General features: G+C 71.4%; 22 protein-coding genes. 8 read left to right on the plus strand and 14 right to left on the minus strand.

The features are described from left to right. Positions 1–13: 13 nt before the first annotated feature. The 3 genes from FDO69_RS00910 to FDO69_RS00920 form a co-directional block, all read right to left on the minus strand. Entirely contained in the window at positions 14–1246 is a 1233-nt protein-coding gene (locus FDO69_RS00910; RefSeq protein ID WP_104777636.1) for a CpaE/TadZ family protein, read from the minus strand. Positions 1247–1255: 9 nt separating this feature from the next. Then, on the minus strand, positions 1256–1963 hold the full coding sequence (gene cpaB, locus FDO69_RS00915; protein ID WP_104777637.1) for a Flp pilus assembly protein CpaB: 708 nt from the start codon (positions 1961–1963) through the stop codon (positions 1256–1258). Between the two features lie 70 nt (positions 1964–2033). Continuing rightward, on the minus strand, positions 2034–2867 hold the full coding sequence (locus FDO69_RS00920) for a hypothetical protein (RefSeq protein ID WP_104777897.1): 834 nt from the start codon (positions 2865–2867) through the stop codon (positions 2034–2036). A gap of 384 nt (positions 2868–3251) precedes the next feature. Between FDO69_RS00920 and FDO69_RS00925 the strand changes: the two genes are divergently transcribed. The 5 genes from FDO69_RS00925 to FDO69_RS00945 are packed head-to-tail and all read left to right on the plus strand — an operon-like array spanning position 3252 to position 7935. Beyond that, positions 3252–4811 (plus strand): hypothetical protein, encoded by a 1560-nt coding sequence (locus FDO69_RS00925; protein WP_104777638.1) that lies wholly within the window; start codon positions 3252–3254, stop codon positions 4809–4811. A 20-nt stretch (positions 4812–4831) separates the two neighbouring features. Then, the gene (locus FDO69_RS00930; protein ID WP_104777639.1) at positions 4832–5392 is read left to right on the plus strand and encodes a hypothetical protein; all 561 of its coding nucleotides are present in this window, start codon (positions 4832–4834) and stop codon (positions 5390–5392) included. Positions 5393–5394: 2 nt separating this feature from the next. Then, positions 5395–5829, plus strand: coding sequence for a DUF3592 domain-containing protein (locus tag FDO69_RS00935; protein ID WP_104777640.1), 435 nt, complete (start codon positions 5395–5397; stop codon positions 5827–5829). Then, a complete protein-coding gene (locus FDO69_RS00940; protein WP_167526494.1) occupies positions 5826–6215 on the plus strand; it encodes a hypothetical protein in 390 nt (129 codons plus the stop codon). The genes FDO69_RS00935 and FDO69_RS00940 overlap by 4 nt, the downstream gene beginning before the upstream one ends. 31 nt (positions 6216–6246) lie before the next feature. Then, positions 6247–7935 carry a chitinase gene (locus FDO69_RS00945; protein WP_104777642.1) on the plus strand — a complete coding sequence of 563 codons (1689 nt, stop codon included), beginning with the start codon at positions 6247–6249 and terminating at the stop codon, positions 7933–7935. Between the two features lie 36 nt (positions 7936–7971). Here FDO69_RS00945 and FDO69_RS00950 read toward each other — a convergent pair whose 3' ends face one another. The 5 genes from FDO69_RS00950 to FDO69_RS00970 form a co-directional block, all read right to left on the minus strand. Further along, positions 7972–8439, minus strand: coding sequence for a hypothetical protein (locus tag FDO69_RS00950; protein WP_104777643.1), 468 nt, complete (start codon positions 8437–8439; stop codon positions 7972–7974). A 74-nt stretch (positions 8440–8513) separates the two neighbouring features. After that, positions 8514–9830 carry an Nramp family divalent metal transporter gene (locus tag FDO69_RS00955; RefSeq protein ID WP_104777644.1) on the minus strand — a complete coding sequence of 439 codons (1317 nt, stop codon included), beginning with the start codon at positions 9828–9830 and terminating at the stop codon, positions 8514–8516. 102 nt (positions 9831–9932) lie between these two features. Continuing rightward, positions 9933–10418 carry an ATP-binding protein gene (locus tag FDO69_RS00960; RefSeq protein WP_104777645.1) on the minus strand — a complete coding sequence of 162 codons (486 nt, stop codon included), beginning with the start codon at positions 10416–10418 and terminating at the stop codon, positions 9933–9935. Between the two features lie 81 nt (positions 10419–10499). After that, complete coding sequence (locus FDO69_RS00965) at positions 10500–11399, minus strand: MEDS domain-containing protein (protein WP_234387801.1); 900 nt, start codon at positions 11397–11399, stop codon at positions 10500–10502. Beyond that, the gene (locus FDO69_RS00970) at positions 11396–13927 is read right to left on the minus strand and encodes an ATP-binding protein (protein WP_104777646.1); all 2532 of its coding nucleotides are present in this window, start codon (positions 13925–13927) and stop codon (positions 11396–11398) included. The genes FDO69_RS00965 and FDO69_RS00970 overlap by 4 nt, the downstream gene beginning before the upstream one ends. A gap of 275 nt (positions 13928–14202) precedes the next feature. Here FDO69_RS00970 and FDO69_RS00975 point away from each other — a divergent pair, with 275 nt between their 5' ends. After that, positions 14203–15555 carry a M14 family metallopeptidase gene (locus tag FDO69_RS00975; RefSeq protein WP_104777647.1) on the plus strand — a complete coding sequence of 451 codons (1353 nt, stop codon included), beginning with the start codon at positions 14203–14205 and terminating at the stop codon, positions 15553–15555. Here FDO69_RS00975 and FDO69_RS00980 read toward each other — a convergent pair. From FDO69_RS00980 to FDO69_RS01000, 5 genes are all read right to left on the minus strand, one after another. Beyond that, positions 15552–16106, minus strand: coding sequence for a hypothetical protein (locus tag FDO69_RS00980; RefSeq protein ID WP_104777648.1), 555 nt, complete (start codon positions 16104–16106; stop codon positions 15552–15554). The genes FDO69_RS00975 and FDO69_RS00980 overlap by 4 nt on opposite strands. A 65-nt stretch (positions 16107–16171) precedes the next feature. Next, positions 16172–17692, minus strand: a complete 1521-nt coding sequence (locus FDO69_RS00985; protein ID WP_104777649.1) for a GntP family permease — start codon at positions 17690–17692, stop codon at positions 16172–16174. Between the two features lie 105 nt (positions 17693–17797). After that, a complete protein-coding gene (locus tag FDO69_RS00990) occupies positions 17798–18208 on the minus strand; it encodes a RidA family protein (RefSeq protein ID WP_104777650.1) in 411 nt (136 codons plus the stop codon). After that, on the minus strand, positions 18205–18966 hold the full coding sequence (locus tag FDO69_RS00995) for an IclR family transcriptional regulator (protein ID WP_104777651.1): 762 nt from the start codon (positions 18964–18966) through the stop codon (positions 18205–18207). Before FDO69_RS00995 ends, FDO69_RS00990 begins: the two co-directional genes overlap by 4 nt. Continuing rightward, a complete protein-coding gene (locus FDO69_RS01000) occupies positions 18963–20015 on the minus strand; it encodes a sugar kinase (protein ID WP_170320817.1) in 1053 nt (350 codons plus the stop codon). The genes FDO69_RS00995 and FDO69_RS01000 overlap by 4 nt, the downstream gene beginning before the upstream one ends. A gap of 149 nt (positions 20016–20164) precedes the next feature. Here FDO69_RS01000 and FDO69_RS01005 point away from each other — a divergent pair, with 149 nt between their 5' ends. Together FDO69_RS01005 and FDO69_RS01010 are read left to right on the plus strand one after the other, a co-directional pair. Beyond that, positions 20165–21445, plus strand: coding sequence for an amino acid deaminase (locus FDO69_RS01005; RefSeq protein WP_104777652.1), 1281 nt, complete (start codon positions 20165–20167; stop codon positions 21443–21445). Positions 21446–21458: 13 nt separating this feature from the next. Then, complete coding sequence (locus FDO69_RS01010) at positions 21459–23072, plus strand: N-acyl-D-amino-acid deacylase family protein (protein ID WP_104777653.1); 1614 nt, start codon at positions 21459–21461, stop codon at positions 23070–23072. Between the two features lie 21 nt (positions 23073–23093). Here the strand turns inward: FDO69_RS01010 and FDO69_RS01015 are convergent, their stop codons facing one another. Then, the gene (locus FDO69_RS01015) at positions 23094–24020 is read right to left on the minus strand and encodes a S1 family peptidase (RefSeq protein ID WP_104777654.1); all 927 of its coding nucleotides are present in this window, start codon (positions 24018–24020) and stop codon (positions 23094–23096) included. Between the last annotated feature and the right edge of the window lie 158 nt (positions 24021–24178).

Below are 24178 nucleotides of genomic sequence, written 5' to 3' on the forward strand. Positions count from 1 at the left end.
ACCCTCTGCACCCTCACCCCTCCTTCCTCCGCCGGAATCCCCCCGCCCCCCGGCCCCCCTTCTGGGCACCGTCCGGGGCCTTGACCAGTCCCAGCTCCCCGGCCAGACCCCACAGGGCCTGCTTCACGGAGCTCTTGCTCTCCAGTTCGTGGATGCGGCCCGCGTCCACGACGCTCTGCAGTTCCTTGAAGTTGGCGGGGACCACGGTGGCCGCGACCGCCGTGCCGGTGATCTTCTGGATCAGGGGCGGCTGGATCTCCGTACCGCGCGAGTGCCGGTTGACGACGACGGTCGTCTCCTCGGCCTTGCGGATCTGCAGCCGGTCCCACATCCGCACGGCCCGTTTCGCGCCCCGTACGGCGACCACGTCCGGTGTGGTGACCAGCAGGGCCCGGTCGGCCATCTCCACGGCCGCCGCCCCCGCGCCGCCGAGCTGGGCGCCGCAGTCGATGACGACGACCTCGTAGCGGGAGCGCAGGGCGCTGACGATCTGCCGGGCGGCGCGGTCGGTGACGTCCTCGCCGCGCTCCCCTTCGGCGGGGGCGAGCAGCAGGGCGACGCCGGTGTCGTGGCGGAAGACCGCGTCGGCGAGGACGCGCGGGGAGATGTCGGTGATGGCGGCGAGGTCGACGACGGAGCGCCGGAACTGCACGTCCAGGTAGGAGGCGATGTCGCCGGTCTGGAGGTCCATGTCGACCAGGGCGGTGCTGCGGCCGGAGGCCTGGGCGGCCAGGGCCAGCTGGATCGCGGTCACGGTGGTTCCGGCGCCGCCCTTCGCGCCGCTGACCGTGACGACGGTGCCGCCGACGCCGGTGAAGACGTCGCCGCCGGCGCCCAGGTGCCGTCGTACGCCGGTGGACCACTGGGCGACCGCCTGGACGCGGCTGGCGAGTTCCTCGTAGCTGAGGGGCAGGGCGACCAGGCCGCGGGCGCCGTAGTCCATGGCGGCCTGGAAGAGGCCGGGGCTCGCGTCGGAGGTGACGAGGATGACGCCGACGGCCGGGAAGCGCAGGGCCACTTCGCGGATCAGTTCCAGCGCGGGGACGGGGCCGATCCGCTCGTGGACGATCACGACCTCCGGCAGCTCGTCGACCGACTCGGCGGCCAGCCGGGCCAGGGTGTCGATGAGCTGGGTGGAGTCGACCACGGGGGCGACGGGCTCGGCGTCCGGGAGCTGGCTGAGCAGCGTCGTGACGGACCGGACCGCGTCCGTGTCACCGACTGCCGGGAGGATCCTCGTGGGCATGGCAGCCTCTCACTTGTCCTTCGCGAGTTCGTACGTCCGGTCCTTCTCGGGGACGGTGGTGTCGCTGCCGGGCGCGACGAGGGCGAGCCGGACCCGCTTGGCGAACGACTCGGCGTAGGTGATGCGCTGGGCGTCGAGGGCGGACAGCGCGAAGGTGATCGGGACGGCGTCGGTGGGCTGCTGGGTGCGGTTGCTCTCGTCGGGCTTGAGGGCGGTCAGTTCGCCGACGTCGAGGACCTTGGCGTTGGTGACGATGATCTTCGACTGGTCGGGGTCGCCCTCGCGCGCGCCCTCGAAGGTGGCGTAGACGTTGACCGAGGCACCCGGCGTGATCTTGCCGGCCACGCCGGTCGCCGCGTCGATCATGATGGCGACCTCCTGCTGGCCGGGCTGGAGGGCCGGCCGGCGGACGATCATGTCGGACTGGAGCAGGGAGCCCGCTTCCAGCGTGGTGACGGCGATCTTGCCCTGTATCTCCCGCAGGTCGGTGACCGCGTTGTCGGACAGCCACCGTTCGGGCATCTTGATCTTCTCGAACTGGCCCGTGCTGAGGGTGGTGTAGGGCGGCACCTCGGACTTGAGCCGATAGGCGGTGACCTCGGGGCCGACCTTCGACTCCACGTCGCTGATGACGGAGAGCACGCCGGCGAAGGCGCCGAGGGCGCAGACGACCGACAGGAGCAGGAGAATCACGCCGCGGCGCTGACGGGAGTTCATGAACCGTACAACCTCGTTGGGGATATCGGTCGAGCGGGATCGGAACAGTGCTGACGAGCGGTGTCAGGCCTCAGCCGACGGCCGTTCGGTTCTCGAGCTGCTGGTGGGGCGGGCTGTCGTGGACGGGTGGCGTGGCCGAGCAGAACACGCAGCGGTCCCCGATGACGTCGATGCCGCACCAGTGGCACCGGCTGCGCCGTACGGAGGTGACCAGCTGGTAGAGGACGGACAGGTCGGGCAGGTAGCTGCAGAACTCGATGAGCTTGCCGGTGCCCCACCAGTCGGGTGATTCGGCCGGGAGGGGAGTCTCGCGCAGCCCCTGCACCTTCCAGGAGGGGGCGAGGGTGCCGGCGACCCAGTCGGACTGGAGCTGGCCCTTGGCGAGGAGCATCCAGGTGCCGAACTCGGGGCCGGGGAGCTGGGCCTCGGGGGTGATCCTCACGAGGTGCGGCTCGGGGTGGGCGAGGACGCCGAACTGGCTGCCGGGCACCCAGGACTTGGCGTGCGACTTCAGGCCGACGGGGACGCGGTCGAGGCGGGCGACGGAGTTCAGCAGCGCGCCGGCGTGGATGTAGTGCACGAGCAGCCGGCCGGCCGAGGCGAGCACGCCGGGGCTGATGTCGCAGGAGGCGAGTTGACGTAACTGGCGGGCCAGGACGGCCAGTCCGAGGGGTGGCAGGTCCGGCCGGAACAGGGCGATGCGGTCGCTCTCCATGAGGGAGCGCAGGGTGTGCAGCCGTCGCTGCACCGCGGTGGGTGCGGCCTGTGAGCAGACCACGATCACGTGCCCGTGGTGTTCGACCAGGGCCTGCATCTCGGCCAGCGTCTGCTCCAGGGGACGTCGGTCGACGTCCCGCAGCACGACGGCGGGCAGGGTGCGTTCGTCCTGTGGCGGCAGCGCCATGTCGGCGCCGGTCACGGCAATGGCAGTTGGCACGCGCAGCTCCCCGTTTCCCCATGCCGGTCGGAACGCCGGGTGTCACTCCGGCGCACCGTGCCGACTTCACTGCGTGACTACCTCAGCACTGTATCCACGCCTCTGTGACCGGAGAACAGCGTTTGTGTAGCTGGAGAGCAACTGCCGTTGCACAAGAGGCGTCAAAACGGGACAGGTTGAGCATCTTGCCGGTCGTCTCGGCGCGTCCGGGCCGTCCCGGGCGGTGGGCCCAGCGGGCCCAGTGGTGACGGTGGGCCTTCGTTTGGGTCCTGAGGCCCACGCCTGACGCAGCGTCGCGTACCTACGCTCGCCGTCCGAACGACACACGGATCGGGTGAGGAGGGGTGCCGTATGGCGGACGGGGGCGGCATACGGACGTACGGATGCAGAGGGGTCTTCGACGACCGGGGGGCGACCGGCACCGAGTACCTCGGGATGGTCGTCGTCAGCGCGGCGATCGTCCTGGCCGTCTCGGCCACCGGTGTCGGCCAGTTGATCTACGACAAGCTCGCCGCGCAGGTGTGCCGGGTCGCCGGCGGCGGCGAATGCGGGACGGCCGGACCGGGGCCCGACAAGCCGCTCACCGACGCGGACTTCGAGCCGGCGCTGTGCCAGGTCTCCTCCGTCACCGACAAGGCGGGCTCCAAGGCGAAGATCCTCTTCTGGGAGATCGGCAAGGAGTACGGCTTCCAGGAGCAGCACCTGAAGGCGAAGACGGACGTCAACGGGGACGGCACGGTCGACGACAACGACCAGTTGGTCTACCTGACGTTCACGGACGCCGCCTCGGTCGCCGCGAAGAAGGACTTCAAGCCCGGCATGAAGGTGGGCCGGTTCGGCGCGGACAAGGTGGAGCTGGGGCTCGGCATCAAGGTCACCAACGGCGACACCTGGGTGTTCCAGAGCCCCGAGGAGGCCCAGCGGTTCCGGGACGACGTGGAGAAGCTGCAGATGTACGAGATGCGGCGCACCATGCCCGGCGGCGCGGAGGCGAGCCTCGGCGACAGCATCGCCTACCTCTTCGGGAAGGGCCCCCTCAAGGACGAGGAGGACACCCAGAACCGCATCAAGGAGAGCCTCGGCGACAACCGGAAGATCACCTACGGCAAGGTCGGCGTGGAGGCCTCGGCGTCGGCGGGCCTGAAGATCTCGGCGGGCGACGAGAAGAAGCTGAGCGCCGCGCTCGGCGGCTCCTTCAAGTACTCCCCCGAGGTGACCTGGACGGACAACTCCTACAAGAACACCAAGTCGTACACCTACTCCTCGTCCATCGAGTACGGCTCCAAGGTGGGCTACGAGGCGGGCCCGCTCAGCGGCGAGTACACGGCGAACACGACGCAGACGGGCACCATCACGGTCACCTACGACAAGAAGACCGGCAAGCTGGTCCGCGTCGACATGACCCGCACCGTCGAGGAGGGCGGCCAGAAGGACGGCGCCAAGGCGGGTGGCGACAACGGCAAGAAGGACGGGGACAAGCGGGGCGGGAACGCCGGGGTGAAGGGCACCGACTCGCAGACCGGCATCGAGATCGTCACCCACACCCTCACCTTCGATCCGGGCCCGGCGGGCGACCGGGACCGGGCGGTCGCGGAGCGCTGGCTGGACAGCAACAACGAGCAGGTCGCGACGCCCTTCCAGTACATGTTCGCCGACCACGTGCCGACGTCCCGACCGGGCGCCGACGACCCCTTCGGGCAGCTGATGTTCGACCAGGGCAAGTCGAGCCGGATGACGTACACGGGCGATGTGAACGCGGCCGAGTACGGCTTCGAGTTGAATCTGGGGCTCAGTCTGGGCATGACGATCAGCACGGAGAAGAAGGCGGAGACCCTGACCGACGCCCAGTTCCTGGGTGCGCCGCACGGAGACGGTCGCTCCTATCTTCCCTACAGCTACTGTGCGAACTGACGAGACGGGAGCCCCTGCCGATGAAGACCCGCCGTGCCTGCCTGGCCGCCGCCCTGCTGACGACCGCGTTGGCCCTGACCGGCTGCGGGGACACCGACTCCGGCGCGGGCTCGGTGCCCGAGGGCTGGGGGACGCTGAAGACGAAGGGCGTCGACGTGTCGTACCCGAAGGGCTACGAGGAGCAGAGCGCCGCCGAGCGCGGCAAGCACAATACCGCGGCGGCGGTGCGTACGGAGGGCGGGAAGAAGGTCTCGGTCGTCACCGTGCAACTCGGCTTCACCGAGGCGAACTCGGCCGAGCAGGCCGCGATCGCCGCCGAGGCGGGCATCCAGATGGGCGCCGACGTCAAGGGCCAGAAGGACGTGGAACTGGCCGGCACGGACGAGGCGAAGCGCATCGACTTCTCCTTCAAGGCGACCGGCGAGGACGGCGGACCGGCCGCGGGCACCCCGGTCGAGGGGGTGATCCTGGCCGGTCTGGACTCGGACGACACCGCCTTCGCGATCCGGATCGACGCGCGGCAGGGGTCCCTGCCGGACGGGGACCTGGACCGGATCATCGACTCGGTCGAGGTGCACTAGCCGTGGAGGTGCCGGGCGCCGGATACGTCGTCCTCGCGCTGCTCGTGGCGCTGTTCGGCGCACTGGCGTGGAGGTACGTGCGGCGGCTGGTGACGGTGACGCGGGTGCTGCGGCGCGGTGTCCGGACGGAGGGCAGTTGCGTCCGGGTGGAGACGGAGCCGTACCAGCGCTCCGACGCCCGGCGGCACTTCTTCGCCTTCCGTACGGCCGAGGGTGCGCGGGTCGAGTTCGAGGACCTGGCGGGCTGGTCGACGACGGAGGGCAGCACGGTCACCGTCACCTACGACCCCCGCGATCCCGCGGGCACGGCGACGGTGGCGGGCCGGGGCAGCTGGTCGCCGGTGCTGCAGGCGCTGGCCCTGGTCGCCGGGTGCGGCATGGCCACGGCCGGGTTCGCGATCCTGCTCTTCTTCGAGATCACGGGGGGCAACCGATGACGCTCGTCCGCTGCTGGGCCGTCGGCGTCGTGGTGCTGGTGGTCACCGAGTACGTGCAGATCACGCTGATCCACGATCCACTGATCGGCCCGGAGGGCGTCGGTTCGTTCGGCGCCGCCCTGGCGCTGGTGCATCTGCCGAACCTGGTGTGTGTCGTACTGGCCACCTGGGCGGCGGGGCGGGTGCATCCGGAGCCGTGGCGGGAGATGCCCGCGCGGCACCTGGCGGCGGCGTGCGCGGCCCCGGCGGCGGCTCAGGTGCTGCTGCTCTTCCTGCGGCCGGGGGTGCTGGACCTGGCGGGTGCGGCGTTCTGGATGTCCACGGGTGTGCTGCTCGCGGGATGCGCGGTGGGAGTGCTGCTCGACCGGTTGGTCTGGACCTCTTGACAGCCGCTTTGGTCTGGACCATTTTCTTGTCATGTCCCCACACAGACGATCCCTGCGGCTGTGGTCGGGTGCCGCCACGGCTGCCCTGGCCCTTTCTGTCACGACCGTCGGCCAGGCGAGCGCCGCCGACGTCAACAACGCCAGGAACGCCGGCTTCGAGTCGGGCCTGAGCGACTGGACCTGCTCGGCGGGCAGCGGCACGACGGTCCCCTCCCCCGTCCGCACCGGCACGGCCGCGCTGCGGGCGACCCCCTCGGGGCAGGACAACGCCCGGTGCTCCCAGACCGTCCGGGTGATGCCCGACTCGACCTACACGCTGGGCGCCTGGGTCCGGGGCGGGTACGCCTACCTCGGCGTGACGGGCACCGGCACGACGGACGTGTCCACCTGGACGCCCGACTCCTCCTCCTGGAAAGAGCTGTCGACCACCTTCACCACGGGCTCCTCGACCACCTCGGTGACGGTGTACACGCACGGCTGGTACGGGCAGGCGGCCTACTACGCGGACGACGTGTCGGTGTTCGGCCCCGACGGCGGCGGGGGCACGGACCCGGGCCCTACGATCCCGTCCACGCCGGACGGCCTGAAGGTCTCCGGCACCACGTCCTCCTCGGTCTCCCTGGCGTGGAACACGGTCTCCGGAGCGACGGGTCACACCGTCTACCGCGACGGCACGAAGGTGACGGCCGTCTCCGGCACCTCGGCGACGGTGACCGGGCTCGCGGCCTCGACGTCGTACTCCTTCCAGGTCACGGCGACCAACGGGGCCGGTGAGTCGCCGAAGTCGGCGGCAGTGACCGGCACCACGAACAAACCGAACGGCCCGGGTCCGGCGCTGCCCGAGCACGCGGTGACCGGCTACTGGCAGAACTTCGACAACGGGGCGACCGTCCAGCGCATCTCCGACGTCCCCGCCGCCTACGACATCATCGCGGTGGCCTTCGCCGACGCGACGGGCACGCCCGGGGCGGTGTCCTTCACCCTGGACTCGGCCGGGCTGAAGGGCTACACGGCCGAGCAGTTCAAGGCGGACGTGAAGGCGAAGCAGGCCGCGGGCAAGAAGGTCGTCATCTCGGTCGGCGGCGAGCGCGGCACCGTGTCGGTCAACGACGCGGCGTCGGCGACGAACTTCGCGAACAGCGTGTACTCCGTGATGCAGGCGTACGGCTTCGACGGCGTCGACATCGACCTGGAGAACGGCCTGAACGCGACGTACATGACGCAGGCGCTGCGCGCCCTGTCGGCGAAGGCGGGCCCCTCGCTCGTCCTCACGATGGCACCGCAGACGATCGACATGCAGTCCACGTCCAACGGCTACTTCCGGACCGCGCTGAACGTGAAGGACATCCTCACGGTCGTCAACATGCAGTACTACAACAGCGGTTCCATGCTCGGCTGCGACGGCAAGGTCTACAGCCAGGGCTCGGTCGACTTCCTGACGGCCCTGGCCTGCATCCAGCTGGAGAACGGCCTCGCCCCGTCCCAGGTGGGTCTGGGCCTGCCCGCCTCGACACGCGGGGCGGGCAGCGGCTACGTCTCGCCGACGGTGGTGAACAACGCCCTGGACTGCCTGACCAGGGCCACCGGCTGCGGCACCTTCAAGCCGCCGCGGACGTACCCCGGCCTGCGCGGTGCGATGACCTGGTCGACCAACTGGGACGCCACGGCGGGCAACGCCTGGTCCAACGCGGTGGGACCGCACGTGCACGGGCTGCCGTAACCGGGAGCGACATCACCGGTGGGGTGGGGAGGCCCCTCACCCCACCGGCCGGTAGTGGCCCAGCACCCACGCCAGCTGCGGGAACCACTCCTGGAGCCGCGACCGGGACTTGGCCTCCACCACGCACTCGAAGAACCGGCCGTCCACGTGGATCACGGCGACCATCAGCGCCTTGCCGCTCGGGCTCGCCTGGTAGTGGACGCTGCGGATCTCGGGCCAGCGGAACTCGATCGACAGACCCGACGACTCGAAGGCCACGCCCGAGGCGTCGACGACGACCGCGTTGCGCTTGTCGACGGCGAGGAAGTCCGGGCCCTCCGCCGCCGGCTGCGACGGAGCCGGGGCGTACGCCTGCTGCGGCGCCTGGGCGTACGGCGGGGGCTGCTGCGGGGCCGGGGCGTACGGCGGGGGCTGCTGCGGGGCCGCGTGCGGGGGCGGCGCCGGCGCGTACTGCGGCGGGGGCGGGCCGAAGCCGGGGCCGGGGGGTGGGTACTGCTGGCTCATCCGTCGGGTCCTCGGTCCTCGTGCTCGCCGGCAACGTCTCGGTACTTCGGTGAGCCATTCTCCCTGTCCCCGCCCTAGAAGAAGTCCCCCCACGGCTGGTCCCAGATCTGCTTCACGCACAGGATCAGGAACAGCAGGCCGGCGACGGCGAGCATGATGTTGCTGAGCGGGCCGTTGCGCCACTCCCGGGGCGTGCGGGAGGAGTTGAGGAGCCAGATCAGGGTGCCGGCGAGGAAGGGCAGGAACGCCGCGCCGAGGACGCCGTAGATGATGATCAGGCGGAAGGGCTGACCCTCGAAGAGCAGGATCATCGGCGGGAAGGTCAGCCAGAGCAGGTAGGCGCGGAACGGCCAGGAACGCTCGCGTGTCCCCGAGGCGACCTCCTCGCCCTTGGCCTGGCCCGTGCCCGACAGCCGGGCCACGAAGTCGGCGAACATCAGGCTCACGCCGTGCCAGACGCCGATCAGCGAGGTGAAGGACGTGGCGAAGAAGCCGATCAGGAAGAACTTCGCCGTGGCCGAGCCGTACTCCTCCTCCAGGATGTCGCCCAGCTGGATCAGTCCCTTGTCACCGCTGGCGATGGCGACGTTCGCCGAGTGGAGCATCTCCGCGCCGACGAACAGCATGGCGATGACGAAGATGCCGGTGGTGGCGTAGGCGACGCGGTTGTCCAGGCGCATGACCTTCATCCAGCCGGTGTCGGTCCAGCCCTTGGCGTTGACCCAGTAGCCGTAGGCCGCGAGCGTGATGGTGCCGCCCACACCGCCGATCAGTCCCAGTGTGTTGAGGATCGAGTCCTTCTCGTCCGGCAGTACCGGCAGGAGTCCGGCGAGGGCGTCGGGGATGTTCGGCGTGACCCGGATCGCCAGGTACACCGTCACCACGAACATGACGCCCACCAGGACCGTCATGACCTTCTCGAACACCGCGTACTTGTTGAACCAGACGAAGACCAGGCCGACCAGACCACAGGCGATGCCCCACCACTTGAGGTCCATCACGTCGGGGAACAGCGCCTGCAGCGGCAGCGCGCTCGACGACATCGCCGCCGCGCCGTAGACGAAGCCCCAGACCACGACGTAGACCGCGAAGAACCAGGTGGTCCAGCGGCCCAGGCTCGCCCAGCCGTCGAACAGGGTGCGGCCCGTGGACAGATGCCAGCGGCCCGCGGCCTCGGCCAGGGAGATCTTCACCAGACAGCCGATGATCGCGGCCCACAGGAGGGTGTAGCCGAAGTTGCTGCCCGCGATCAGCGTGGCGACCAGGTCACCGGCGCCGACGCCGGTCGCCGCGACGACGATGCCCGGGCCGATGTACTTCCAGCTCGCTTTCCGGGGCTGTGGGGGGTGGGTGGCCTCGTTCTCGGTGGTGTTTTCCGTGGTGTCCGCCATGATGGTCAAGAAATCCCAAAGGAGCCCGCGGGACAAGAGGGCCTGACCGGATCTTCACGCGATGCCCGTAGGACACCCGGCCCGGTCAGGCCCGGCGGAGCGCTACGGCCGTCGCCGACCACAGCCGTCCGCCCCGCACGTGCCGAGCTCGAACCACACGGTTTTGCCCGGCCCGTCCCGGTGGCAGCCCCAGCGCTGGGCGAGCGCGTCCACCAGGAACATTCCACGGCCGCTCTCCCCCGTGCCCGCGTCCAGTACCCGCGGCACACGGCGTTCGGTGTCGGCGACCTCGCAGCGCAGGAGGCCGTGCGCGGCGAAGAGGGTGAGCCGGAAGGGGCTCCGGGCGTGCACTACGGCGTTGGTGGCCAGTTCACCGACGAGCAGTTCGGCCACTTCCGCGACGTCACCGCGCTCGGCGAGCCCCCAGCACTCCAACTGCCTGCGGACCTCCGCACGTGCCTCACGGACGGCGGAGGGCCGGGGTGCGTACTCGACCCTCAGATGCCCCGCTCCCAACGGTGGTTGCGGGAACGGGCCGTAGTGGGCGTCGGGGTCGGGGAGGTGGTGCCGCCCGGAGAGTTGCAGCATGGGTCCAGGGTGATCCCCTCAGGCGCTCCCGCGCATGGGGAGTACTACCCGATCCCCTACCTGCTTGTGCAGGTGAGGGGGTCACGCGTACTGGAGACGGACCGTCGCTCCGTCGGCGTCGTCGCGGATGTCCACGTAGGCGCAGACCTGACGCGCGTACCACAGCCCCGGTCCCGGTTCCGGGCCGGCGGCCGGCGGGACGAAGCCGGCGAGCGCGTCGTCGAGGCGGTGGGCCGAGCGCAGTTCGCAGACGCAGCCGGGAGCATCGCCCCACAGCAGGAGGTCACCGTCGAGGGGCGCGAGGGCCGCGGCGCTCTCCGCCACGGCGGCGGCGAACAGCTCCGCGTCCGCGGCGGGCAGCCCCCGCCCCACGGCCCAGCTCTGCACGGCCGCGCCGTGCGGCTCCGACAGGCGCAGCGCACCGGTCGGCGGCAACGGCAGCGGTACGGCGTCGAGTTCGGCCGCGAGCCGCAGCGGCTCCTCGTACACCTCGGTGTCGGGGTGGGTGCGGCGGGCCGCGGCGACGACGGCGGGCCCGGCGGTGCGGGTGTCGTAGGCGCACAGGGCGGTCGTGGCCATGGGGGCGAAGAGGAGGTTGGCGAGGGCCTCGTAGCGGATCCACTCGGTGGTCTCGCGGGCGGACCGGCCGGCGCGGCCGCTCCAGACGGGCTCCATGACGAGGTGGAGCCGGCCGCCGGGTCCGGCGTGCGCCGCGAGGTACGCGGCGGCCCGGGCGACGGCGTTGGCGGCGGAGCCGGTGTACCAGTCGGTGTGCGGGATGCAGGTGACGTCCTTCGCCCCGGAGCCGAGGGCGTCACGCAGGAGGTCCAGGTGGTGCGGGGCGGCGATGGCCACCGGCGGCGGTTCGCCGGAGGCGTCGAGGCCCTCGCCGAGGAAGGGCAGGGCGGCGGCCAGGAAGCCGTCGTCGGAGTCGAAGACGGCCATGCGGTGGTCGAACGGGCTGATTTCTCCGGTGGTCACGTGATCCCCTCGGGTGGATGGGTGCGGGTGGGGGCGGGGCAGCGCTGGGCCGTCACCCAGGCGGCGATCTGGCTGCGGTTGCTGAAGCCGAGCTTGCCGAGGATGCGTTCCACATGGCCCTCGGCGGTGCGGCGGGCGATCACCAGGCGGTCGGCGATCTGCTGGTTGGCGAGCCCTTCGGCGACGAGCTGGGCGACCTCGGCCTCACGGCGGGTCAGACGGACCGTGCCGTCGTCGTGCGGGAGGGCGGTGGCGATGGCGGGTTCCGTGGGGTGCGGGCGGCCCGGCTCCTGGAGCTCGTGGCCGGCCAGTTCCGCGAGCCCCAGGGTTGCGCCCCGGCGGTGGGCCCGCTCGAACGCCTCGCGTCCGAGGGCCCGGCCCGCCCGCTCCTCGCTGTCCCGGCGTACGGAGTTGAGGGTGTGGGAGCCCCAGCGGCCGGTGTCGATGTCGGCCCAGACGCGGTCGGCGCCGCCCAGCAGCACGGCGGCGTGCTCGTCGTCGCCGCGTGCGGTCGCGATCGACGCGAGCAGATCGAGGGTGAGGGCGATGCCGATGACGTCGTGGACGGCGAGTTTGAGCCGCAGGGCCTCCCTGGCGTGCCGTTCGGCCCGGGGCCAGTCGCCGCGCACGGTGTGGGCGAGGGCGAGGATGCGCAGCACGTAGGACCGGACCCACTGTTCGCCGTGCCGCTCGCACAGGGCGAGGGCCCGCTCGCAGACCTCGACGGCCCGTTCGGCCTCGCCCAGGTAGCCCAGCGCGCAGGCGAGTTCGACCTGGTCGAGGCCGGCGAGGCTGAGGTGCTGGCCGGGCACGGGGCCGCGGGCGACGGTGCTCTCGAAGTGCCGCAGCGCTCCGGGCAGGTCGTCTGTGAACAGCCGGATGACGCCGATGACGTACTCGGCGTGCGCGGCCTCTGCGTCGTCGCCGAGGGCGCGGGCGAGGGCGAGGGCATCGGTGGCGTGGCGGCGGCCCCGGGGGAAGTCCCGGGTGGCGGCGGCCAGCAGCCCCGCGACCCACAGGCCGCGGGCCCGTTCCCGGGTCGGTCCGGGGGCGGCGGTCAGGGCCCGGTCGAGCCAGTACAGGCCCTCGCGGGAGGCGCCGCAGGCGTGCCAGTGGAACCAGAGCGTGCCGGCGAGACGCAGTCCGGCGACGGCTTCGCCGGGGGTGGAGAGGCTGAAGTCGAGGGCGGCGCGGAGGTTGTCCCGGTCGGCGCGCAGCCGGGCGACCGTCTCCGGCTGCCCGGGCCCGAACCAGCCGCGTTCGCACTCCTCGGCCCGACGCGCCATCCAGTCGCGCTGCCGCCGCCGGGCGGCCTCCTCCTGCCCGGCGCCCCGCCGCAACTGCTCCAGCCCGTACTGCCGCAGGGTGTCGAGCAGCCGGTAGCGCACACCGCCGGGCCCGGGCTCCCGGCAGAGCACGGACTTGTCCACGAGTCCGGCGACGGCCTCCAGGACGTCGTCCGTGCGCAGGCCCGGGGCCGAGAGCAGGGTGATGGTGCCCGTGGGTGCTGCCGTCGACCGGGGCTGTGCACCGGAGTCCTCCTGGAGCCGGGCCGGCAGTACGGTCGGTGTCGTGTGCGGTGGTCGCGCCCTTTCCCCCGCCGGCCGGGTGTCGCCCTCGAGGGCGGCGTCCGCGCACACCGACTCCGCCGTCTCCAGGTCGAAGCTGCCCGGCAGGACCGACAGCCGGGCCCACACCGTCTGCTCGGGGACGGTGCACAGGTCGTGGCTCCAGGCGACCGCCGCGCGCAGGGTCTGGTGCCGGGGCAGCGCCGCGGGGCTGCCGGTGGTGAGGAAGCGGTAGCGGTCGTCGAGGCGGTCCAGGAGCTGGTCGACGTCGAGGACCCGCATGCGGACGGCGGCGAGTTCGATGGCCAGGGGCAGACCGTCCAGGCGGTGGCACAGCCGGGCGACGGAGGCGCGGTTGGCCGGGGTGAGGCGGAAGCCGGGGACGACGGCGGCGGCCCGGTCGCTGAAGAGCCGGAGGGCGGGGTAGCCCTCGGCGGCGGACAGGTCGCCGTCCGGGTCGGGTACCGGCAGCGGACGTACCTCCAGCAGGTGCTCCTCGGTGAGACCGAGCCGGTGCCGGCTGGTGGCGAGGATCCGGACGCCCTCACAGCCGTGCAGCAGGGCGGCGGCGAGCCGGGCGCACGCGTCCGCCAGGTGCTCGCAGTTGTCGACGACGAGGAGCAGCCGCCGGTCCCGTACCTGCTCGACGAGGGCGTCCAGGGGCGGCTGGGCGGAGCGGTCGTGGAGACCGAGCGCGTCGGCGACGGCGAGCGGGACGAGGGCCGGGTCGTGCAGTCCGGACAGGTGTACGTAGCGCACGCCGTCCCGGAAGGCGCGCTGCACCCGGGCCGCGATGCGTGCGGCGAGCCGGGTCTTGCCGACGCCGCCCGGTCCGGTCAGTGTCACCAGGCGTGCGCGGGCGAGCAGCTCACGGCCCTGGGTCAGTTCGCCACGCCGGTCGACGAAGCTGGTCGTCTCGGCCGGCAGGTGGTGGTCCCGTCGTGGCGCTGATCCGCCCATGATCAGCCAGTCCTCTGAAAGGGTGTAGGTCCGGGGATCCGGACACTCCGGCTCCGTGTGCGCGGCCCCTCACTCTGGCGAAGTCGCGTACATATATGCACGCCGGGGCCACACCTGCGGGTGCACTTCGGCTGTGACACCTCGACCGCGACACCACGCGCGTACACTGCGCGGCCGCTTTCAGTCTTGACCTGCTCATGCCATTAGCAGAACGATATGCGCCACCCGCACCTGTACGTCGCACGGAACAACCCCACCTCCCACAAGGAGATTTCATGCGACTTCGCACACGAGGCCCCGGTGCCCGCACCGGCAGACGCACCGCCGCACTCGCCGGGCTCCTCGCCCTCGCCCTCGCGGCGCCCCTGTCCGCGACGACCGGTGACGCCACCGCCGACAGCGCCCGCAAGCCGGCCGCCTCGGCGGACGACATCCGGCAGTACGAGATCCACCTGCGCTCGACGGCTCAGGACCGCACGGCACTTCAGCGCACGGGCGTGACCGTGGACGAGGTCCACGGACACGGTGTCGTGGTCTCCGGCCGGGCCGGCCAGATCAAGAGGCTGCGCAACCTGGGGTACGAGGTCACCCCGCTCGGCGCCGTGCCCGACCGGTCCGCCGGCGCGGACGACGTCCGGCTCCTCGACTTCCCGTCGGCCGACTCGAAATACCACAACTACGCGGAGATGACGAGCGAGATCAACTCGATCGTCTCGGCCAACCCGTCCATCGCGAGCCAGCGCGTGATCGGCAAGTCCTACCAGGGCCGGAACATCGTCGCCATCAAGATCAGCGACAACGTGGGCACCGACGAGTCCGAGCCGGAGGTGCTGTTCACGCACCATCAGCACGCCCGCGAGCACCTGACCGTCGAGATGGCGCTCTATCTGCTGCGCGAGCTGACCTCCGGCTACGGCTCCGACTCACGCGTCACCGGCATGGTGAACAACCGCGAGATCTGGATCGTCCCGGACATCAACCCGGACGGCGGCGAGTACGACATCGCCACCGGCTCGTACCGCTCCTGGCGCAAGAACCGGCAGCCCAACTCCGGTTCGTCGTACGTCGGTACGGATCTGAACCGCAACTGGGACCACCGCTGGGGCTGCTGCGGCGGCTCCTCGGGGTCGACGTCCTCGGAGACGTACCGGGGTCCGGCCGCGGAGTCGGCGCCCGAGGTGAAGGTCGTCTCCGACTTCGTGCGCAGCCGGGTCGTCGGCGGCAAGCAGCAGATCAAGGCGGGCGTCGACTTCCACACCTACAGCGAGCTGGTGCTGTGGCCGTTCGGCTACACGTACTCCGACACCACGACCGGGATGACCGCGGACGACAACGCGGCGTTCAAGGCGGTCGGGCGGAAGATGGCCGCGAGCAACGGCTACACGGCGGAGCAGTCCAGCGACCTGTACATCACCGACGGGTCGATCGACGACTACCTCTGGGGCGCGCACAAGATCTTCGCGTACACCTTCGAGATGTACCCCCGGTCCGGTGGGGGTGGGTTCTACCCGCCCGACGAGGTGATCGAGCGGGAGACCTCCCGTAACCGCGACGCGGTGCTCCAACTGCTGGAGAACGCCGACTGCATGTATCGGTCGATCGGTAAAGAAACCCAGTACTGCGGTTAGGTGCGCGGTTCCTCGCGCCCCTCGGCTTCGCCGTCCTCGAAGTAGGCGTCGAGGACGGCGTCCAACTGCTCGTCCCACTCCGTGAAACGGCTCCTGGCCGGCGCCTCGATCTCGATCGGGTACCAGCGCCGGTCAGGGGTGTGGACGGTGACGGTGTACCGCTTGCCGAAGCGGGCCGTCTCCGTCTCCACCGCGCCGATCTCGTCCCAGCGGAACTCGCACTCCTGGTCGTCCAGGGACATGCGTACGCCTCTGTGGTCGGCGACCAACCGGGCGCGGCGGTCGGACGCCTCGAACACGGGGCCGTCGGCTTCGGTGTCCTCCTCCTGTGCGGAGGGGGCCGCCTTTGCCGTGTCCTTCGCCGTGTCCTCCGGCTCGGGAACGGCCTCCTCGGCCTCCTCCACCTCCTCGGCCTCTGCGACCTCAGGCTCCTTCTCCGGCCCGTCCTCCTTCGTCCGTTCGGACGCGGGTGACGTGAGCCCGGGGATGAAAGCCGGGTCGAATCCGGCGCCTTCCAGGGGCTGGCTGCTCGAACCTATGCGCTGCTCCACAGCGGAGCAGTATGGTCGACAAACCTGTGCGGCACACAGTCGACCCCGACTTCGTTATCAGACGCCTACACGAACAGACTCAAGCCCGCCGCGACCGCGAACCCCGCCACCGACAGCACGCTCTCCAGCACCGTCCAGGTCTTGAGGGTGTCCCGCTCGCTGATGCCGAAGTACTTCGCGACCATCCAGAAGCCCCCGTCGTTCACGTGTGAGGCGAAGATGGATCCGGCCGAGATGGCCATGATGACCAGGGCGACGAAGGCCTGGGAGTGGTTTCCCTCGGACAGGAGCGGGGCCACGATGCCCGCCGTCGTCACGATCGCCACCGTCGCCGAGCCCTGGGCCACACGCAGGACCAAGGAGATCAGGTAGGAGAGGACGAGCACCGGCAGACCCACGTCGTGGAACGTGTCCGCCAGGGCCTGCGCGACGCCGCCGGCCTTGAGGACCGCGCCGAAGATGCCGCCCGCGCCGACCACCAACAGGATGTTGCCGACCGGCTTGAGGGACGCGGTGGACACCCTCTCCAGGGACTTGCGGGACCAGCCGCGGCGGATGCCGAGCAGGTAGTAGGCGAGGAACAGGGCGATCGTCAGCGCCACGAACGGGTGGCCGAAGAACTCGATGACCGAGCGGAGGGTGGAGGGCTCCAGGGCGATCGAGGAGAAGGTCGCGGCGAGGATGAGCACCAGGGGCGTGCCGATGATGCCGAGGACGGTGCCCAGGGAGACCGGCTGCTCGCTCGGCGCGACCCCGGCGGCCCGCTGCTCGTCGATGACCGCCTGCTTCGCCTCCTCCGCCGCCTCGACCATGTCCTGCGGCACGGCGACGAAGATGCGGCGGCCGATCCACGCCGAGTAGGCCCACGCGGCCACCACGGCCGGCAGACCGCAGACGATGCCCATGAGGATGACCCAGCCGAGGTCGACGTGGAGGAGACCGGCGGCTGCGACCGGGCCGGGGTGCGGGGGAAGGAAGGCGTGGGTGACCGACAGGCCCGCGAGCAGGGGCAGGCAGTACAGCAGGATCGACTTGCCCGTGGCCGTCCCCCCTGGACCGGAGCTTGTCGGAGGCCCTTGGGGGCGCTTGGCGGCGGCGTAGACGATCGGGGCCAGGACGAAGATGCCGACGTCGAAGAAGACCGGGATGCCGAAGATCAGGCCGGTGAGGCCCATGGCGAGCGGGGCGCGCTTCTCGCCGAACAGGCCGAGCAGCCGCCGGGCCAGCACCTCGGCGCCGCCGCTGACTTCGAGGATGGCGCCGAGCATGGTGCCCAGGCCGATGATGATGGCGACATGGCCGAGGATGCCGCCCATGCCGGACTCGATGGTGGAGACGGCGTCCGACTTCTGGACCGTGCCGAAGAGTTCGGTGACCGAGAGACCGGCGGCGAGGCCGACGGCTATGGAGACCGCGAGCAGGGCGACGAACGGCTGGAGTCTCACCTTGATGATGAGGAAGAGCAGCAGCGCGATGCCGAGCGCGGCGGTGAGCAGGAGTCCGGCCGTGCCGTCGACGAGGAGGAGCAGGCCTCCGGTGTGGGGTGGGGTCTCGGCAGGGGCGGACGCAGCGAGCGAGGGGGACATTCGGGGGTCCTCTGCGTACATGCATGCGGCTTCTGGGTAGGGGGGAGCGCGGCGCGGCGCATCGAACGGCGCCGCGCCTCGAAACAGGCCGGTGGGGGTGGGTCGTCAGCCGAGGACGGCCAGGGCGTCGATCTCGATGAGGAGACCCGCGGGGAGCCCGACGTAGACGGTCGTGCGTGCGGCGGGCGGCTGGGTCAGCCCCTGCTCCTCGAAGTACGCGTTGTAGATCTCGTTCATCTCGGCGAAGTGGCCGACGTCCGTGAGGTAGACGCGGATCATCATCACGTCGTCCCAGCAGGCGCCGCCCTCCTCCAGGATCGCCTTGACGTTGGCGAGGGTCTGGAGGGTCTGCTCGCGCAGGCCCGGCCCGGCGGGCGTGGGCGCCTTGCCCTCCTCGGCGGGCAGGAAGCTGACCTGGCCGGCGACCTGGAGGATGTTGCCCTTCCTCACACCGTGGGAGAACTTCGCCGGCGGGGTGGTGTGGGTCTTCGGGGTGAGTGCGATCTTGTCCGTCATACGGTGCCCTTCACTGGTGTCCTGCCGGAGTACTCGCCGCTGATGGCGTCCGCCGTACGGCGCACCAGCGGCAGGAGGGTGAGGAGTTCGTCGGCGGTGACGACGACGTTCGGCGCGGAGACCGACATCGCGGCGACGACCCGGCCGTCGGCGCCCCGGACGGGCGCCGCGACGCAGTTGATGGACTCCTCGTGGCCGCCGAGGTCGGTGGCCCAGCCCTGTTCGCGCACCTTCTCCAACTCGCGCAGGAACGCGGCCGCGTCGGGCGTCGAACGGGACGTGTAGGTGGGGTAGTCGAGCTTCTCCGCGATCGCCCGCCGCTCGTGCTCCGGCAGGTCGGCCAGGAGCAGCTTCGCGACCGCGGCGACGGTGATGGCGACGGGCTTGCCGATGCGGGAGTACATCCGCACGGGATAGCGGCTGTCGACCTTGTCGATGTAGAGGACCTCGTGCTCCTCGTACACCGCGAGGTGCACGGTGTGCCCGCAGCTCTCGTTGAGGCGGACCAGGTGGGGATGGGCGATCTCGCGGACGTCGAGGTTCTCCATCGCCTCCTGGGCGAGCGCGAAGAGCCGGGCGCCGAGGCGGTAGCGCTGGTCGGACTGGCGGTAGACGAGTCCGTGCTCGTGGAGGGTGCGCAGCAGGCGCAGGGCCGTGGACTTGTGCACGCCGAGCCGGTCGGCGACCCGTCCCAGGTCGGCGGGGCCCTCGGCGAGCAGCGGCAGGATGCTGAGCGCGCGGTCGACGGTCTGGCTCATGGCGTGCGTACCTCCTCGTCGGCCCGCTGTGTCCCCTCGGTCCAGCCCGGGCCGAGTCGCAGTCTCCCCCATGCCGCGTCGTCCAGGGCGGCGAGCCGGTCGGCGTGCTCCCGCGCGGGCGGTGTCGCGAGGTCGCCGGGCACGGTGAGGGCGGCGGCGGCCATGAGGTGCCCGTGCCGCAGCCGGTCCCTCACGGGCAGTGCGCGCAAGGTGGCGGAGAGGAACCCGGCGGCGAAGGCGTCTCCGGCACCGACGGCGGCGACGACGTCGACCTGGGGGGCGGGCACGAAGGTGACGTCCCGCTTGTCGAAGACGGTCGCTCCGGCGGCGCCCTGCTTGACGACCAGCACCTCGGGTTCGGGGAGGGCGGCGCGGACGGCTTCGGCGCTGTGCAGCCCCCACGCCTCGTCCTGCCCGACGAACACCAGGTCGGCACCCCGGGCGAGGTCGCGCAGGACCGTCGGGGCGTCCCCCTCGCGCCACAGGCCGGGCCGGTGGTTGACGTCGAAGGAGACCAGGGGGCGGCCGGGGCGGCGGGCGGTCAGCTCGCGCATCAGGCCGAGGCAGGTACCGGACAGCGCCGCGGTGATCCCGGAGAGGTGCAGCACACGGCCGGCGCGCACCGCCGCCGGGTCCACCGTGTCGGCGGACATCGCCGAGGCAGCCGATCCGGCCCGGTAGTAGGCCACCTCGTGGGCGTCGCCGGCGCGGTCCCCGGCGGTGCGGAAATAGATGCCGGTGGGGCGGCCGGGGTCGCGCCGGACGTGCGTCACGTCGACCCCGTACCCGCCGATCGTCTCCACCAGGTGGTCGCCGAACGGGTCGGCCCCCACCCTGCTGATCCACCGTACGGAGTGCCCCGCCGCCGCCAGCCCACAGGCCACGTTCGACTCCGCCCCGCCGATGCCCCGCTCGAAGGACGGCACGTCGGCGAGGCGTCCCGGCCGGGACGGCAGGAACGTGACCATGGACTCGCCGAGCGCGACGACGTCCACGACATCCACGATGTCGGGGGCGTCGGGGACCTCGCAGGGTCCGGTGGGGGTCACGATGCTCGTAGCTCCTCGTCGAGGCGTCGGGCCGTCGGGGCGGCCGGTGGCGGTTTCATTGACCGGGGGTGGCCGAGATGTTAGACAGCGTTGAGCGCCCTATGCAATGAAGGTTGCAGAGACTGCAACATCGCAGATCAGGAGGTCTCATGACGGCCGACCCCGCCCAGTCCCTCGCCCGGCTCGCCGCCGAGCGCGTCGACCACCGCTTCAAGGGCCTCCCGCCGGACGCGGACGGGCTGACCGTCGCCGAGCTGGCCGGCCAGCGCCGCAACCTCTTCACCGGCGGCTTCGCCACGCCCGTGCTGGCGCTGTCCGCCGAGCGCCTGGAGCACAACCTGACGCTCATGGAGACGTACGCGGCCCGGCACGGCCTGGCCTTCGCGCCGCACGGCAAGACCTCCATGGCTCCGCAGCTGTTCCAGCGGCAGATCGAGCACGGGGCGTGGGGCATCACGCTGGCCGTGCCGCACCAGGTGCGGGTGGCGCGGGCGTTCGGGACCCGGCGCGTGTTCCTGGCGAACGAACTGGTCGACGCGCCGGCCCTGCGCTGGATCGCGGCCGAGCTCGACGCCGACCCGGACTTCGAGCTGGTCTGCTACGTCGACTCCGTGCGCGGCGTCGAGCTGATGGACGCCGCGCTGCGGGACGCCCGCGCCACGCGCCCCGTGGACGTCGTCGTCGAACTCGCCGCGGGCGAGGGCGCCAGGACCGGTGTCCGCACCGAGACCGGGTGCGCGGCGGTCGCGGACGCGGTGGCGGGCACCCGGACCCTGCGGCTCGTCGGCGTCGCGGGCTACGAGGGCGAGGTGCCGAAGGCCGACACCGAGCGGGTGACGGCATGGCTGCGCCGGCTGGTCGCGCTCGCCGCCGACTTCGACAAGGCGGGCCGTTTCGCGGGCCTGGACGAGATCGTGGTCAGCGCGGGCGGCAGCGCCTGGTTCGACGCGGTCGCCGAGGTCTTCGCGGAGATCCCCGAACTGTCCCGCCCTGTCCTCAAGTTGCTGCGCTCGGGCGCGTACGTCTCGCACGACGACGGCCACTACCGCAAGCTGACCCCGTTCAACCGCGTCCCCGAGGAGGGCGCCCTGGAACCGGCGTTCCGCCTGTGGACGCAGGTGGTGTCGCGGCCGTCGGCCGAGCAGGCCTTCGTCAACGCCGGCAAGCGGGACGCGGCCTACGACCTCCACCTGCCCTTCGCCCAGGTGATCCGCCGGGACGGCGCCGAGCGCCCGGCCACGGGCGTGTCGGTGACGGCCCTGTCCGACCAGCACGCCTGGCTCGCCACCACGCCGGAGGCGGACCTGGAGGTCGGCGACTGGGTCGGGCTCGGGCTGTCCCACCCGTGCACCTCGTTCGACAAATGGCAGCTGATCCCGGTCGCGGAGGCGGACGGCACGGTCGTCGACTACGTCCGCACCTTCTTCTAGGAGGCGGGCAGCGATGGAAGAGCTCGTCATCCTGGACGCCGACGTCGTCGACGGCTCCGGCTCGGACGCGTACCGGGCCGATGTGGTGGTCGACGGCGGCCGGATCGTCTCCATCGTCAAGGAGGCCGCCGCGGCCGGCTGCCAGCGGCCGAAGGCACGCCGGGAGCTGGACGCCGAGGGGCTCGTCCTGTCCCCCGGCTTCGTCGACATGCACGCCCACAGCGACCTGGCGCTGCTGCGCGACCCCGACCACAGCGCCAAGGCCGCGCAGGGCGTGACCCTGGAGGTCATCGGCCAGGACGGGCTGTCGTACGCGCCGGTCGACGACCGCACGCTCGGCGAGGTGCGGCGGGCGATCGCCGGGTGGAACGGCCCGGGGGACGACATCGACTTCGACTGGCGCACCGTCGGCGAGTACCTGGACCGGCTGGATGGCGGGATCGCCGTGAACGCGGCCTACCTGATCCCGCAGGGCACGGTCCGGGCGCTCGCCGTCGGCTGGGAGGACCGGGAGGCGACCCCGGACGAGCTGGACCGGATGCGCAGGCTGGTCGCCGAGGGCATGGAGCAGGGCGCCGTCGGCATGTCCTCGGGGCTGACCTACACACCGGGCATGTACGCGCCCGACGCCGAACTGACCGAGCTGTGCCGGGTGGTGGCCTCCTACGGCGGCTACTACTGCCCGCACCACCGCTCCTACGGCGCCGGGGCGCTCCAGGCCTACGCGGAGATGGTGGCACTGACCCGGGAGGCGGGCTGCTCCCTGCATCTGGCCCACGCCACCATGAACTTCGGCGTGAACAAGGGCCGGGCGCCGGAGCTGCTGGCCCTGCTGGACGAGGCCCTCGCGGCCGGATCCGACATCAGCCTCGACACCTACCCGTACACCCCGGGCTGTACGACGCTGGCGGCCGTGCTGCCGAGCTGGGCGAGCGAGGGCGGCCCCGAGCGGGCCCTGAAGCGGCTGGCGGACGAGGAGACGGCGGAGCGCATCCGCCACCATCTGGAGGTCACCGGCTCGGACGGCTGCCACGGCGTCCCCGTCGAGTGGGACACCATCGAGATCTCGGGCGTGAACGACCCGGCCCTCGCCGAGTTCGTCGGCCGGACGGTCCAGGAGTCGGCGGACCGGCGGGGCGAGACGCCCTGGGCGACCGCGCGCGGACTGCTGCTGGCCGACCGGCTGGCCCCGACGATCCTCCAGCACGTCGGCCACGAGGAGAACGTCCGGGCGATCATGCGCCACCGGGTGCACACCGGCGGCTCGGACGGCATCCTTCAGGGCGCGAAGCCCCATCCGCGCGCCTACGGCACGTTCCCGCACTACCTCGGGCACTACGTCAGGGAGTTGGGGGTGCTGTCGCTGGAGGAGTGCGTCGCGCACCTCACGTCCCGCCCGGCGGCGCGGCTCCGGCTGCCCGACCGGGGTCTGGTCCGCGAGGGCTACAAGGCCGACCTGGTGCTGTTCGACCCGGCGACGGTCGCGGCGGGCTCCACGTTCGAGCTGCCGCGCACGCTCCCGGTGGGCATCCCCCACGTCCTGGTCGACGGCCGGTTCGTGATCGAGGACGGCCGGCGCACGGACGTGCTGGCGGGCCGGGCGGTCCGCAGGACTGCTCCCGCGTGACCGCCCGGCCGGCACCCTGCCTTACGGCTTGGGCAGGGTGCAGCCGCTCGCGCTCAGGTCGAGCTTGTTGTCGATCCCGAAGCAGGCCGGGATCCCGTAGGTCTCCTGGGCGTAGTTGATGCCCTTGCGGACGGTCACGTTGCCGTTCGCGTCGACCTCGCACGGGTTGTTCACCGTGCAGCGCTCACCGTCCTCGTTGCCGGTGTTGTTGATGGCGACGACCTTGTTGGTGGCCTGGTCGACGACGGGCGAACCGGACGTGCCGCCGATGGTGTTGCAGGCGGAGGTGTAGCGGACCGAGTCCTTCCAGGTCCAGTCGCCCTCCTTCAGGGTGGGGACGAACCCGTCGATGGTGCAGCTGTAGATGCGCTTCCAGTAGCCGGAGGGGATGCCGATGGCGGTGCCGGCGACCGGGTGGCTGTCGTTCAGCGTCAGCGCGTTGATGTTGTACGAGCTCTTGATCTGCCCGTACGTGGTGGTGAGCTGGTACAGCGCGACGTCCGTGTCGGTCATCGTGCCGTAGGCGAGCTTGGCGGCGCGCAGGGTGGCGACGCGCGAGCCGGAGGCGCCCAGCAGGGTGAAGGTGCGGCTGGAGGCCTTGTCGACGAGAACCTGTCCGGGGCCGGGGAACCCGGACTCCAGGCAGTGGCCGTTGGTCATCACGAGCGCCGGGTCGTCGGCCTCGGAGTCCGGCATGCGGACGACCGAGCCGGAGCAGTTGCTGAGCGCGACGGTGCCGGCGAAGTTCACGGCCTTGGCCTGAGGGCCGCGAAGGCCGGACAGCGTCTGCTCCACGGACGAGACCACGCCGGAGACGGCGGACGTGGCCGAGCCCGTGTCCGCGGCCTTGCCGACGCCCGTGGGGGCGGCCTCGGCAGCGGTCGCGGGAGCCGCGCCGGCCCCGGCTATCGCCAGGGCGCAGAACGCGGCGGCGAGAGGTTTTCTCATGGGGGGTCCCCTCTTGCGACGGAGGCGGCCGGAAATCCTCCGGCCGCCTGCACGATTGTCATGTGCATTGTGATCACGCAAAGGGGGATGGCACAAGAACCTGTTCCACAACCGGAATCCAGGCGTCCTGAACGACCCTACTCAACCGCCCTTACGGG

The sequence above is a fragment of the Streptomyces tibetensis genome, assembly GCF_007655005.1.
GTDB classification, from domain to species: domain Bacteria; phylum Actinomycetota; class Actinomycetes; order Streptomycetales; family Streptomycetaceae; genus Streptomyces; species Streptomyces tibetensis.

What these genes read in the sequence shown, in the direction of transcription:
- FDO69_RS00990 (WP_104777650.1), bottom strand. Translation starts at nt 18,208, where the DNA reads ATGACGGACAAGATCGCACTCACCCCGAAGACCCACACCACCCCGCCG.
- FDO69_RS00925 (WP_104777638.1), top strand. Translation starts at nt 3,252, where the DNA reads ATGGCGGACGGGGGCGGCATACGGACGTACGGATGCAGAGGGGTCTTC.
- FDO69_RS01010 (WP_104777653.1), top strand. Translation starts at nt 21,459, where the DNA reads ATGGAAGAGCTCGTCATCCTGGACGCCGACGTCGTCGACGGCTCCGGC.
- FDO69_RS01015 (WP_104777654.1), bottom strand. Translation starts at nt 24,020, where the DNA reads ATGAGAAAACCTCTCGCCGCCGCGTTCTGCGCCCTGGCGATAGCCGGG.
- FDO69_RS00975 (WP_104777647.1), top strand. Translation starts at nt 14,203, where the DNA reads ATGCGACTTCGCACACGAGGCCCCGGTGCCCGCACCGGCAGACGCACC.
- FDO69_RS00950 (WP_104777643.1), bottom strand. Translation starts at nt 8,439, where the DNA reads ATGAGCCAGCAGTACCCACCCCCCGGCCCCGGCTTCGGCCCGCCCCCG.
- FDO69_RS01005 (WP_104777652.1), top strand. Translation starts at nt 20,165, where the DNA reads ATGACGGCCGACCCCGCCCAGTCCCTCGCCCGGCTCGCCGCCGAGCGC.
- FDO69_RS00940 (WP_167526494.1), top strand. Translation starts at nt 5,826, where the DNA reads ATGACGCTCGTCCGCTGCTGGGCCGTCGGCGTCGTGGTGCTGGTGGTC.
- FDO69_RS00995 (WP_104777651.1), bottom strand. Translation starts at nt 18,966, where the DNA reads ATGAGCCAGACCGTCGACCGCGCGCTCAGCATCCTGCCGCTGCTCGCC.
- FDO69_RS00960 (WP_104777645.1), bottom strand. Translation starts at nt 10,418, where the DNA reads ATGCTGCAACTCTCCGGGCGGCACCACCTCCCCGACCCCGACGCCCAC.
- FDO69_RS00930 (WP_104777639.1), top strand. Translation starts at nt 4,832, where the DNA reads ATGAAGACCCGCCGTGCCTGCCTGGCCGCCGCCCTGCTGACGACCGCG.
- FDO69_RS00920 (WP_104777897.1), bottom strand. Translation starts at nt 2,867, where the DNA reads ATGGCGCTGCCGCCACAGGACGAACGCACCCTGCCCGCCGTCGTGCTG.
- FDO69_RS00970 (WP_104777646.1), bottom strand. Translation starts at nt 13,927, where the DNA reads ATGGGCGGATCAGCGCCACGACGGGACCACCACCTGCCGGCCGAGACG.
- FDO69_RS00985 (WP_104777649.1), bottom strand. Translation starts at nt 17,692, where the DNA reads ATGTCCCCCTCGCTCGCTGCGTCCGCCCCTGCCGAGACCCCACCCCAC.
- FDO69_RS00955 (WP_104777644.1), bottom strand. Translation starts at nt 9,830, where the DNA reads ATGGCGGACACCACGGAAAACACCACCGAGAACGAGGCCACCCACCCC.
- FDO69_RS00910 (WP_104777636.1), bottom strand. Translation starts at nt 1,246, where the DNA reads ATGCCCACGAGGATCCTCCCGGCAGTCGGTGACACGGACGCGGTCCGG.
- FDO69_RS00945 (WP_104777642.1), top strand. Translation starts at nt 6,247, where the DNA reads ATGTCCCCACACAGACGATCCCTGCGGCTGTGGTCGGGTGCCGCCACG.
- cpaB (WP_104777637.1), bottom strand. Translation starts at nt 1,963, where the DNA reads ATGAACTCCCGTCAGCGCCGCGGCGTGATTCTCCTGCTCCTGTCGGTC.